This window comes from Pectobacterium brasiliense, assembly GCF_013449685.1.
In the GTDB taxonomy this organism is placed as follows: domain Bacteria; phylum Pseudomonadota; class Gammaproteobacteria; order Enterobacterales; family Enterobacteriaceae; genus Pectobacterium; species Pectobacterium brasiliense_A.
This window is the reverse complement of sequence record NZ_JACDSF010000013.1, coordinates 134,431-146,675: the sequence shown is the minus strand read 5'-3', so window position 1 is coordinate 146,675 and position 12,245 is coordinate 134,431. Positions and strand designations below refer to the sequence as shown.

The window sequence follows — 12,245 nt, the reverse complement described above, 5'->3', positions numbered from 1 at the left end:
TTTATTTATTCTTCCGTTTGCACACCAAGCCAGCCTTCCCGTCCGGGAAACGGCGCACGTTCAATCCGCCCGACGGGCAGCGTGGCGAGGTCATCAGGCAGTAAGGCGGAAAGCGGACAAAATTCGATGTGCTGCTGGCGGGCGCGAAACAGCAACTGACGGAACTGCGCCAGCTTCGCGCCACCTTCAACCTCCGCATGGATGGTGTAGACCGGCACACCGCGATCCTGCTGGATCGCCTCAAGAATAAAGTCGTTAAATTCTCCGTCGCTCACGCGTTCGCCGATGACTTCATCGTAGGTCGGCAAGGTGACCGGGATCTGCACGGTGCCCAACTCACCATTTTCCAGGCGCGGTCGAAAAGGTCGGGTGCCGCGACAGTCGCTGTTATAGTCCAGATTCCAGCGCTGCTTCATCTCAACAACGCGCGAATCGGCTCGCCAGCCTGCCACGGCGGAACAGCGCACTGGCGCTGGCAGCATCGACGTCAGCGCATCCATGCCTTCACGGAACTGCGCAGCCAACTGAGCATCCGACCAACGGGCGACATTCGCCTGCCAGCCATGATGATCCCAGGCATGTAGCCCGACTTCATGGCCAGCGTCGTGCGTCTGGCGGATTAACGAACCAAACCGTTCGCCGATACGACGCCCCGGCCATACCGTGCCAGCCAGCAAGATATCCCAGCCGTAGAGCGAAGCCGCGTTGGAGCGCAGCATCTTCCATAAAAAGCGTGGACGCAACAGACGCCACAGGTGACGCCCCATGTTGTCCGGCCCGACGCTAAAAAAGAAGCTCGCCTGAATATCGAACTCTGCCAGTACATTTAGCAGCGCGGGCACGCCCTCCCGTGTACCGCGCCAGGTATCGACATCTATCCGCAGGCCAACACGCGTCATCCCTGCGCATCCTTGGCGTCAACAGTGTGTTGGGGGGCAACGGTACGCAGAAAATAGTCCAGCGTTTCCGCGACGGTTTGATCCATCTTCACCGTCGGCTCCCATGCCAGCAGGCGTTTGGCGTTGCGAATGCTCGGCGTGCGGTGCTCGACATCCTGATAGCCTTTGCCGTAATAGCTGCTGCTTTCCACGTCAATAAACCCGGCGAACGGCGGGAAGCGGTCGCGCAGCGGATGCGCGTTAAAGCTGGTCAGCAACATTTCACCCAGCTCGCGGATACTGGCTTCATTATGCGGATTACCGATATTGATGATCTGCCCGTCGCACTGGCCGTTGCGGTTTTCAATAATGCGGAACAGCGCTTCAATACCGTCGTGAATGTCGGTAAAGCAGCGCTTCTGCGCCCCGCCGTCCACCAGCTTGATCGGCGATCCTTCCACCAGATTGAGGATCAGTTGGGTAATCGCACGGGAGCTGCCGATGCGTGCCGCATCCAGCGTATCCAGACGCGGCCCCATCCAGTTAAACGGACGGAACAGCGTAAAGCGCAGGCCGTTTTTCGCACCGTACGCCCAGATCACCCGATCCAGCAGTTGCTTGGACACGGAGTAGATCCAGCGCTGCTTGTTGATCGGCCCGACAATCAGGCGTGACGTATCTTCATCAAACTCTTTGTCATCACACATGCCGTACACTTCTGAAGTGGACGGGAAGACAATGCGTTTGTTGTAGCGCACGCAGTCGCGCACGATTTTCAGGTTTTCTTCAAAATCCAGTTCAAACACACGCAGCGGGTTACGGGTGTATTCGATAGGCGTGGCAATCGCCACCAGCGGCAAAATGACATCGCATTTCTTGATGTGGTATTCGATCCATTCGTTATGAATGCTGATATCGCCTTCCACAAAATGAAAACGCGGATCACCAAGAAAACGGGCGATGGCATCCGAGCTGATATCCAGCCCGTAAATCTCATAGCGATCGTCACGCAACAGGCGTTCGGTCAGGTGGTTACCAATAAAACCATTCACGCCGAGGATCAGCACGCGCATGCGGCGTCGCTGCACACGGCTGGCGAGGTTACCCAGTTTCGCCTGTGGCACCATGCCCATTTCCGCCGCCAGCCGACTGCCTGACATATACAGTCCGGCTTCACTCTGCCCGCTGACGATCTCAAGCGCATCCTCACCACAGGACACCACCAGCGGCGATGTCGAGAGAATCGCGCCCGGTTCCTGCTTCACCCCATTGACTCCCACATCGTTGCTTTTAACGCGATTAACCTTCACTACACGAGCACGCCAGATAATCACTTTGCGCTCACCGAGGAACGTAAACGCGCCCGGATACGGTTCCGTCACCGCGCGGATCAGGTTGTTAATCTCACAGGCGCTTTTTTGCCAGTCGATCAGCCCGTCTGCCGCCGTGCGACGTCCGAAATAGCTGGCACGGCTCTCATCCTGCGGCGTCAGCGTAATCTCACGTGAGCGAATCAGCGGCAGTTGCTGCGCCAGCAGCGCGGCAGCAGCGGTACGACATTTGCCATGAAGCGTCAGCGCCGTGTCTTCCTCATCAATCGCCACCACGGACTGGGCGACGATATCGCCGGCATCGGCGCGAGATACCATCTTGTGCAGCGTCACGCCCGTCTGCGTTTCGCCGTTCACCAGCACCCAGTTCACCGGCGCACGTCCGCGATAGCGCGGCAGCAGTGAACCGTGCAGATTAAATGCGCCAAACGACGGTAGCTGGAGAATGTCATCGCTTAATAGCGTACGGTAATAGAAGGAAAAAATAACATCCGGCGCCAGTTCCCGAATGCGGTTCACCCAGAGCGGATGGTTAACGTCTTCCGGCGCAAACACTGGCACATCCATCTCGGCAGCTGCTTTCGCCACTGAGGCGTAGAAGTGGTTCTCGCCCGGCGCATCGCTGTGCGTGAACACCGCCTGAATCTCATAGCCCGCGAGCGTTAACGCCTCAAGGCCGACACAGCCGATATCATGGTAGGCAAATACGATCGCTTTCATTCTTCTTCATCCCGTAAAGTGGTAGCCAGTGGCGTTGCCGCACTCACTGTTTTTTGCACAAAATAGCGTGGCCGGGCACGGACATCGGTATAGATACGGCCAATGTATTCCCCTAAGAGCCCCATCCCGACGAACTGCGCGCCGATAAACATAAACAGCACGGCAAACAGCGTGAACACGCCCTCTGCCGCCCATTCCGCACCGAGAAACAGACGCAGACCGATCAACAGCAGCGCCAGCAAGAAGCCCGACAGCGCAACGACGCTGCCAATCAAGCTGAGTATGCGCAGCGGCGTCGTCGTCAGGCAGGTCAGCAGGTCGTACATCAGGTTAATCAGCTTCAGAAAGCTGTATTTAGACGTGCCGAATTCACGCTCAGCGTGCAGCACATCGATCTCGATGGTCTTCCGAGCGAACGTGTTAGCCAGAATAGGAATAAAAGTGCTGCGTTCATGACAGCGCAGCATCGCGCTGACAATGTGGCGACGATACGCACGCAGCATACAGCCGTAATCCGCCATGGATTTCCCGGTCGAACGCCGAATCATCATGTTGATGGTTTTTGAGGCCAGTTTGCGAAACAGCGAATCCTTCCGGTTTGCCCGCACGGTGCCGACCACGTCATATCCTTGCGCGGCATACTCCACCAGCTGTGGGATTTCTTCCGGCGGGTTCTGCAAATCGGCATCCAGCGTGATGACCACATCGCCCACCGCCTGCTGAAACCCAGCCATAATGGCCGAGTGCTGACCATAGTTACGGTTCAGCAGCACGGCGATAATGTGCTTTTCTGGATCGCTCGCTGCTTCGGTCAGCAGATCCGCCGAACGATCGCTGCTGCCGTCATCGACCAGAATAATTTCCCAGGGTTTACCGATCTTCTGACAGGCCGCCAACGTGCGTTCAATCAGCACCGGCAAACTCTCTTCTTCGTTATAAACGGGAATCACAACAGACACATTTTTGATGTCATCAATCACGAACAGACTCCAGAATCGAGGTTAGCGCCGCGACGACGCGATCGACATCGCTGTCCTGCATATCGGGGAACAGCGGCAGTGTGATCAGCGACGCCGAATTCCACTCCGTTGCCGGCAGGTGCAAGTGGGGATAGCGCTCACGGTAATATTTCTGTGTATGCACCGCTCTGAAATGCAGCCCGGTGCCAATGCCGCGTGCCTGCAACGCCGCCATCAAATCATCGCGTGATATGCCGCACTGCGTTTCATCCACGCGCACCATAAACAGATGCCAGGCGTGCAAATGGGGGTAGTCAGGAACAGCCAGCGGCTGGAGCGGCAGCGAACGCTGTTGGGTGAGATAACGCGCCGCAAGCTGCTGACGACGGGCGTTGATCGCCGGGAGTTTATCCAGTTGCACCAGCGCAATCGCCGCATTGATGTCTGCCAGATTGTATTTAAACCCCGGCGTCACCACTTCGGCCTGTGGCTTTCACCCCTGCAACTGCCTGTCGAACGCATCCACACCCAGTCCGTGAAACTTCAGGCTGCGTATGCGCTCGGCGAGCGCTTCGTCGTCCGTCACCACCATGCCGCCTTCCGCACAGGTGATGTTCTTAATCGCGTGAAACGAGAAAATGGCCGTTCCGCGCGCGCCGATCCATTCATCGCGATATTGTGTACCGACGGCGTGCGCCGCATCCTCAATCAGCGGGATGCCATAGCGCTCGCTGAGCGCACGCAGCGCCGCCAGATCGGCCGGAGCGCCAGCATAGTGCACGGGAATAATCGCTTTGGTCTTCGGTGTGATTGCCGCCTCAATATCATGCGGTCGCACCATCAACGTATGCCGATCCACGTCAACCATCACCGGTTCCGCGCCCAATAGCGTGATGATATTGATGGTTGAAACCCAGGTCTGAGACGGCGTAATCACCTCGTCGCCGGGGCCAATACCGAGCGCCATCAGCGTGACGTGCATGCCGCCCGTCGCCGAACTGACCGCAATCGCCTGTCGGCATCCGATTCGCTGGCAAAACGCCTGCTCTAATTGCTGACATTTCGGCCCCGTGGTTATCCAGCCGGATCGTAATACTTCCGCCACGGCAGCAATTTCCTCTTCGCCCATGTTCGGGCGGGAAAAAGGCAAAAAATCCGTCATAACATATTCCCAAAATAAATAATGGCGAGAAATCATCATTCCGCAGTCTAAATAACGAAGCCTTAAGCCAACCTTAATTTATTACGACAATCATAAAACCATAGATAAACGGTGCGACATGATAAAACGGCTAAAAGACATAATTAATTACAATGCAAAAATGAACTTTTCACGAATAGCCGAATAACAAAATGTCGTTTTATTGATTTACAGCAAGAAATCAATCTTCGCCAAATAAGTCTCGCGTATAGACTTTCCCCCTCACATCGTTTAGTTCATCGGCATAACGATTGGTAATAATAATGTCACACTGTTGTTTGAAACTGTCGAGTTGATGAATGACAGGGAAATCTAAAAAATTATCATCATCAATCCCAGGTTCATAAATTACCACCTTGATTCCTTTCGCTTTTATCCTTTTCATAATGCCCTGAATGGAAGAGAAGCGAAAATTATCCGACCCCGCTTTCATGATCAGGCGATGAACACCGACGGTTTTCGGATGGCGGCGGATAATCGTGTCGGCAATGAAATCTTTTCGTGTATGGTTAGCATCCACGATAGCCTTGATCAGGTTATTCGGCACGGTACGATAATTCGCCAAAAGCTGCCGGGTGTCCTTCGGTAAACAGTAGCCGCCATAGCCGAACGACGGATTATTGTAGTAATCGCCAATACGCGGATCGAGGCATACCCCTTCAATAATCTGCCGGGTATTCAGCCCCAGCGATTCGGCATAGCTGTCCAACTCGTTAAAGTAGGCCACGCGCATCGCTAGAAAAGTATTTGCAAATAATTTTATCGCTTCAGCTTCGGTTGGGTCGGTAAATAGCACGCGAATATATTTTTTTAATGCGCAATCTATCAATAAGTTAGCGAAAAATCTTGCCCTTTCTGATCGTTCACCCACCACAATCCGCGACGGGTAAAGATTGTCATATAGTGCCTTACCTTCACGCAAAAACTCGGGCGAAAAAATGACGTTATCCGTATCCAACTGCTGGCTGATTTTCTCGGTGAAGCCAACGGGCACCGTCGATTTAATCACCATAATGGCCTGCGGATTAATCGCCAGCACGTCGCGAATGACGGCCTCTACCGACGACGTGTTGAAATAGTTGGTTTGCGGATCGTAATCTGTCGGCGTAGCGATGATCACGAACTGCGCATCGTTATACGCCTCCTGCTTATCCAGCGTCGCGGAAAAACTCAGCGTTTCATGTTGTAAAAAACGCTCAATTTCGGCGTCATTAATCGGCGATTTTCGTTGATTCAACAGCGCCACTTTTTCAGCCACAATATCCAGCGCCACAACCTGATGCTGTTGCGCTAATAATAATCCATTCGATAAACCGACATATCCCGTTCCACTAATCGCTATTTTCATGAAGGGCTCTTTATTTCATTACTGACTAAAAACCTATTTAGCCGAATTATCTTTCTTCTGTTTTAATCTGAATAGCGGTGTAACATGTCAATTTATTTCGTGTTTCTCTCCTGCCATGCGTCACTATCATTCCAAATACACCTTTCCCTTATCCGTCGATAACGTCAGAAGCACACTGCCCTTATCATTAGCAACTCCAGTTAAACGCCAATTAAACATAGCGTATTTAATGATAAATAAAGATCTTCTTACACCTTGTCACCTTTTTAAATCATTAGCGTGAAAACAAATGTTCATGACGTGATGTCACATAACATCATTTATCGTAGATGATATTGGCGAATAAACGCGATAATACCGATTTATTTTAGCGTCTTTATCCACGGTATATGGAGGCGGTATGTAGACGTGTTACTTTATTATCAAGTCAACATCTTGTTACAGTGAAGCAAAAATCCCCCATGCAACGACACTGTTCCCAGAAAAAATCGTCACCATTAGTGCAGGTGTCTACGTGTTCTACGCGGATAACCCACCGCAAACGGCTGTGTCCGTTATCGAGATTGCCGATGCCGCGCTGTATCGCGCCAAAAATGGCGGTAAAAACCGGTTCGAGGTCAGCGAATAACGAGATCAATTGGAATTAATGTTGATGCAATGCCTGACAGCACGCGCAGCTTCTGACAAAATAGCGGCCATCTCCCCCTATTTCAAATTGATGGGTCTCTTCTCAGATGGCAGCAAAGATTATTGATGGTAAAACGATTGCGCAGCAGGTCAAAGACGAAGTTGCCGCACGAGTCACACAGCGTTTAGCAGAAGGAAAACGCGTACCGGGTCTGGCCGTTGTGCTGGTCGGCGAGAATCCAGCGTCACAGATTTATGTCGCCAGCAAACGCAAGGTGTGTGAAGAAGTCGGTTTTATTTCCCGTTCTTATGATTTGCCCGCCACCGCAACAGAATCAGAACTGTTAGCACTTATCGACCAGCTCAACGCCGACCAGACAATTGACGGTATTCTGGTTCAGCTTCCGCTACCGGAAGGCATCGATAACACCAAGGTGATTGAACGCATCGCACCCAGTAAAGATGTGGATGGCTTCCATCCTTACAACGTGGGTCGTTTGTGCCAGCGCGCGCCAATGCTGCGCGCCTGTACGCCACGCGGCATCATTACGCTGCTGGAGCGCTATAATATCGACACCTTCGGGCTGAATGCCGTTGTGGTCGGCGCGTCTAATATCGTTGGTCGCCCGATGAGTCTGGAACTGCTGCTGGCTGGCTGTACGACTACCGTCACGCACCGTTTCACCAAAAATCTACGCCACCATATTGAAAACGCCGATCTGCTGGTTGTCGCAGTGGGTAAACCGGGTTTCATTCCCGGCGAATGGATTAAACCGGGCGCGATTGTGCTGGATGTGGGTATCAACCGTCTGGAAAGCGGTAAAGTGGTCGGCGATGTGGAATTTGAAACGGCGCAGGAAAGAGCGTCTTACATCAGCCCTGTACCAGGCGGCGTCGGCCCAATGACCGTTGCCACACTGATTCAAAACACGCTACAGGCGTGCGAAGAGTATCATGACCACGCCGAATAATTGGCGAGTCAAACACGGATAAGCAGGAATTTATGGCAACCTTTAATCTTGAAAAGCATCCGCACGTTGAACTGTGCGATCTCTTGAAACTGCTGGGCTGGAGTGAAAGTGGCGCAGCAGCCAAACTGTCTATCGCCGCAGGCGACGTGACCGTTGATGGCCAGACGGAAACGCGCAAGCGCTGCAAAATCGTCGCCGGGCAAACCGTTCAGTTCAACGGCGAGACGGTAAACGTTACCGAGTAACCCTCGCAGTGTCGATGATGGCGAAAAAAAGCCCGCAATTTCATTTTTGCGGGCTTTTTATTTACGGAAAGTGTATTACAGAAAGAAAGTGTTACTTACGGCGCCAGATCGTCCCCTGCGGGCCATCTTCCAGCACGATCCCCATTTCATTCAAGCGATCGCGAGCCTGATCGGCTAGCGCCCAGTCTTTCGCCGCACGCGCATCTTTACGCTGTTGGATTAACGCTTCGATTTCCTTCACTTCCTCGTCATCCACCTGCGCGCCATTTTGCAGGAACTGCTCAGGATCCTGCTCCAGCAGGCCAAGCACGCCGGACAGTTTGCGCAGTGCCGATGCCAGTTGGTTCGCCGCTTGTACATCTTCCGTTTTCAGGCGGTTAACTTCACGCGCCATATCAAACAATACCGAATAGGCTTCCGGCGTGTTGAAATCGTCGTCCATCGCTTCGCGGAAACGGGCTTCAAACTCGTCACCGCCGTGCGCCGCAGCGCCGGCATCCGTTCCACGCAGCGCCGTATACAGACGATCCAGCGCCGCACGCGCCTGTTTCAGGTTGTCTTCGCTGTAGTTCAGCTGGCTGCGGTAGTGGCCTGACATCAAGAAGTAACGCACGGTTTCCGGATCGTAATACGCCAGCACATCGCGTACGGTGAAGAAATTGTTGAGCGACTTTGACATTTTCTCGCGGTCAACCATCACCATGCCGGAATGCATCCAGTAATTCACATACGAGCCGTCATGTGCACAGCTGGACTGCGCGATCTCGTTTTCGTGGTGCGGGAACATCAAATCGGAACCGCCGCCGTGAATATCAAAATGCGTGCCCAGTTGTTTGCAGTTCATGGCAGAACACTCGATGTGCCAGCCAGGACGCCCTTCTCCCCACGGGGAGGACCAGTGCGGTTCACCTGGCTTGGACATTTTCCACAGCACGAAGTCCATCGGGTTACGCTTCACTTCGGTAATTTCAACGCGCGCGCCAGCCTGCAACTGATCCAGATCCTGACGAGACAGCACACCGTAGCCTGGCGCGGTATCAACGGAGAACATCACATCGCCATTACTCGCAATATAGGCGTGGCGACGGGCAATCAGCGTTTCCACCATTTCGATGATGTCGGCAATATGGTGCGTCGCACGCGGCTCGGCATCCGGACGCAGAATATTCAATGCATCAAAATCGGCGTGCATCTCTGCGATCATGCGGGTCGTCAGTTGGTCACTGGTTTCTCCATTCTCGATCGCACGTTTAATAATTTTGTCGTCAATATCGGTGACATTACGCACATATTTCAGTGAATATCCCAGATACCGCAAATACCGCGCCACCACATCAAACGCCACGAAAGTACGCCCGTGACCGATATGACACAGGTCATAAACGGTGATGCCACACACATACATTCCCACCTGACCGGCGTGGATAGGTTTAAATTCCTCTTTTTGGCGACTCAGCGTATTAAAAATCTTTAGCATCAGGGCGTTCCAGTGTTTTTATAAAAAATGGTTTTCACAAAAAAATGGTTTCAAAGAAATGGTTTTCACAGCCGCAGTTAGCGTCAGTAACATCAATGTATTCAGGGTTGATACCCAACGGCGTATTGAAACCTGAACCCTACTGTATTGCAAGGTTAATAAGAAGAGGGAATCAGCGAGAAAGGATAAAAATGAAATGGCCCGGAAAATCCGAGCCATTTCACATCATTAGTGGTGACTGACAAAAGCAATCCGCCGACAAAAAACCATTAACGCCAGCGCGGATTGGACATCACGGAGTATTTCCCGCTACCGAGCAGGGCAATCGCGATACCCGCAAAGAAGAACACCGCCGTGCCTTCAACACCCCAGGCACCGGTTTTGGCCAACGTAGCGAAACCACCAGAGTTGACCAGTAAGGTTGCGACGACCATGGTAAAGGAGAAGACCAGTGCAGAAGGACGTGTAAGAATCCCGAGAATCATCAGAATCGGGGTGATGACTTCTCCGACATAGACACCGTAACCCACAAAAGCAGGGAGTCCTGCCGAGGTCAGCATGCCTTCAATGGCACCGATTCCACCGTGTACCTTATGCCAGCCGTGAAACAGCATCAAAATGCTGAAAGATACGCGCAAAAACAGTTTGCCAAAATCCGGTTTGTCTAATAAACGATTAACACTATCCAGAATACCCAGCATAGTTCACCTATCTCTTTAGAGTTATTTATGAAGAATAAGAATTACTCTCAGATTAATCTGAGCCATAAAAAAAGAACACGTTGATTACGCAAAACATTGATCTGGGGCAACAAAAATCTCATTCAAATTAATTAACTATTATTTGAATTTTTGATCAATTTATTTGTTTTTAAAAGTCCCTATTGCCTGATTAACACCTTATTGCGCACTATTCTTAAGCGCACATATTATTTCAGGTCTACCAAAATCAGAGTAGTAAACCTTTTGATACGATTTTCTCATCCATCCAACGACCAACAGCGGTGCAGTAAGCGCGAAGTACTGACTCAATCGACCAGTTATGCTATAACAGCGCTCTTGTTGTTCACCGCCTTTTGTGAACAGCACTCTTAATCACTAAGGCTATCTAGGGTTCATTATTATGATTACGCTTCATACCAACCACGGCGATATCGTTATTAATACGTTTGCAGACAAAGCGCCGGTTACCGTAGAAAACTTCCTGAACTACTGTCGCAGCGGTTTTTATGACAACACGATTTTTCACCGCGTGATTAATGGTTTTATGATTCAGGGCGGCGGCTTCGCTCCCGGCATGGATCAGAAAGAAACCAATGCGACAATCAAAAATGAAGCCAATAACGGCCTGAAAAACGCGCGTGGCACGCTGGCAATGGCTCGTACTAACGATCCGCATTCTGCCACTGCCCAGTTCTTTATCAACGTTGTTGATAACGATTTCCTGAACTTCCGTTCAGAGCGTGCCGATGGCTGGGGCTACTGCGTATTCGCTGAAGTCACCGAAGGCATGGACGTCGTTGATAAAATCAAAGGCGTGGCTACCGGCCGCAGCGGCATGCATCAGGATGTACCGAAAGAAGACGTGGTGATTACCCACGTAACGGTCAGCGAATAATCCGACCTGCATGGCAACGCTGTTCATTGCCGATCTGCATTTAAGTGTTCATGAACCGGCGATTACCGCCGGTTTTCTGCGTTTTTTACGCCATGATGCGATTCATGCCGATGCGCTGTACATTCTTGGCGATCTGTTCGATGCCTGGATTGGTGACGACGATCCCCAGCCATTGCATGCGACTGTCGCCGAGGAACTGCATGCCTTACATCAGCGCGGCGTTCCCTGCTATTTCGTTCACGGCAACCGTGATTTCCTGATCGGTAAGCGTTTCGCCAAACAAAGCGGAATGACACTGCTGCCGACGGAAACGGTGCTCGATCTCTACGGCCAGAAGATCCTCGTTCTGCATGGCGATACGCTGTGTACTGACGATCAGCATTACCAGCAATTCCGCCGCCGAGTACACAACCCGTTCATTCAGCGACTCTTCCTGCTATTACCGCTGTCATTACGGATGAACATCGCGGCGAAGATGCGGGCAGCCAGCCAGCACGAAAACCAGAAAAAGTCGCAGCAGATTATGGATGTCAATCACGACGCCGTACTTGAACGCTTACGGCATTATAAGGTGAAGACGATGATCCACGGCCACACGCACCGCCCGGCTATTCATCAGGTCGATCTCGGTGAATCTTCTGGTCGTCGTGCCGTTCTGGGTGCCTGGCATGAAGAAGGGTCGATGATTAAGGTCACACCACAAAATATCGAACTGATTTCCTTCCCATTTTAATGCGTTTCCTGACATTGACTTAACGGTCTCTCACCTTATTCCCCCAGCATTTCCGCATACGCAACCGTTTTCCTCGCCATAATGGCGTGATATGCTCTACGCCCTCAACGCCAGACCCTCCCTGTCTGGCCGACGCGA

General features: G+C 52.0%; 11 protein-coding genes and 1 pseudogene. 5 read left to right on the top strand and 7 right to left on the bottom strand.

What is annotated here, in order from left to right; translation table 11 throughout:
• Nucleotides 1–5: 5 nt before the first annotated feature.
• The 5 genes and pseudogenes from arnD to H0248_RS05965 form a co-directional block, all read right to left on the bottom strand.
• Nucleotides 6–899 (bottom strand): 4-deoxy-4-formamido-L-arabinose-phosphoundecaprenol deformylase, encoded by an 894-nt coding sequence (gene arnD / locus H0248_RS05985; protein ID WP_180785134.1) that lies wholly within the window; start codon nucleotides 897–899, stop codon nucleotides 6–8.
• Nucleotides 896–2,929, bottom strand: coding sequence for a bifunctional UDP-4-amino-4-deoxy-L-arabinose formyltransferase/UDP-glucuronic acid oxidase ArnA (gene arnA, locus H0248_RS05980; protein ID WP_180785133.1), 2,034 nt, complete (start codon nucleotides 2,927–2,929; stop codon nucleotides 896–898). Before arnA ends, arnD begins: the two co-directional genes overlap by 4 nt.
• The gene (gene arnC, locus H0248_RS05975; protein WP_180785132.1) at nucleotides 2,926–3,909 is read right to left on the bottom strand and encodes an undecaprenyl-phosphate 4-deoxy-4-formamido-L-arabinose transferase; all 984 of its coding nucleotides are present in this window, start codon (nucleotides 3,907–3,909) and stop codon (nucleotides 2,926–2,928) included. The genes arnA and arnC overlap by 4 nt, the downstream gene beginning before the upstream one ends.
• A pseudogene (gene arnB, locus H0248_RS05970) lies at nucleotides 3,902–5,050 on the bottom strand (UDP-4-amino-4-deoxy-L-arabinose aminotransferase). The gene arnC and the pseudogene arnB overlap by 8 nt, the downstream one beginning before the upstream one ends.
• Before the next feature lie 220 nt (nucleotides 5,051–5,270).
• The gene (locus H0248_RS05965; RefSeq protein ID WP_180785131.1) at nucleotides 5,271–6,437 is read right to left on the bottom strand and encodes a nucleotide sugar dehydrogenase; all 1,167 of its coding nucleotides are present in this window, start codon (nucleotides 6,435–6,437) and stop codon (nucleotides 5,271–5,273) included.
• 418 nt (nucleotides 6,438–6,855) lie between these two features.
• Here H0248_RS05965 and H0248_RS05960 point away from each other — a divergent pair, with 418 nt between their 5' ends.
• The 3 genes from H0248_RS05960 (at nucleotide 6,856) to ybcJ (ending at nucleotide 8,280) form a co-directional block, all read left to right on the top strand.
• Entirely contained in the window at nucleotides 6,856–7,065 is a 210-nt protein-coding gene (locus tag H0248_RS05960; protein ID WP_308415654.1) for a GGDEF domain-containing protein, read from the top strand.
• A gap of 106 nt (nucleotides 7,066–7,171) precedes the next feature.
• Nucleotides 7,172–8,035: a bifunctional methylenetetrahydrofolate dehydrogenase/methenyltetrahydrofolate cyclohydrolase FolD gene (folD, locus tag H0248_RS05955; RefSeq protein ID WP_180785130.1), complete on the top strand. Its 864-nt coding sequence runs from the start codon at nucleotides 7,172–7,174 to the stop codon at nucleotides 8,033–8,035.
• A 32-nt stretch (nucleotides 8,036–8,067) separates the two neighbouring features.
• Nucleotides 8,068–8,280, top strand: a complete 213-nt coding sequence (ybcJ, locus tag H0248_RS05950; protein WP_010280314.1) for a ribosome-associated protein YbcJ — start codon at nucleotides 8,068–8,070, stop codon at nucleotides 8,278–8,280.
• Nucleotides 8,281–8,371: 91 nt separating this feature from the next.
• Here ybcJ and cysS read toward each other — a convergent pair whose 3' ends face one another.
• Complete coding sequence (cysS, locus tag H0248_RS05945; RefSeq protein ID WP_180785129.1) at nucleotides 8,372–9,757, bottom strand: cysteine--tRNA ligase; 1,386 nt, start codon at nucleotides 9,755–9,757, stop codon at nucleotides 8,372–8,374.
• 269 nt (nucleotides 9,758–10,026) lie between these two features.
• The gene (locus H0248_RS05940) at nucleotides 10,027–10,458 is read right to left on the bottom strand and encodes a DoxX family protein (protein ID WP_180785128.1); all 432 of its coding nucleotides are present in this window, start codon (nucleotides 10,456–10,458) and stop codon (nucleotides 10,027–10,029) included.
• A 421-nt stretch (nucleotides 10,459–10,879) separates the two neighbouring features.
• On the opposite strand from H0248_RS05940, the gene ppiB reads away from it, so the two are divergent.
• A complete protein-coding gene (gene ppiB, locus H0248_RS05935; protein WP_180741836.1) occupies nucleotides 10,880–11,374 on the top strand; it encodes a peptidylprolyl isomerase B in 495 nt (164 codons plus the stop codon).
• Between the two features lie 10 nt (nucleotides 11,375–11,384).
• Nucleotides 11,385–12,107 (top strand): UDP-2,3-diacylglucosamine diphosphatase, encoded by a 723-nt coding sequence (gene lpxH, locus H0248_RS05930; RefSeq protein WP_180785127.1) that lies wholly within the window; start codon nucleotides 11,385–11,387, stop codon nucleotides 12,105–12,107.
• The last annotated feature ends 138 nt before the right edge of the window (nucleotides 12,108–12,245 follow it).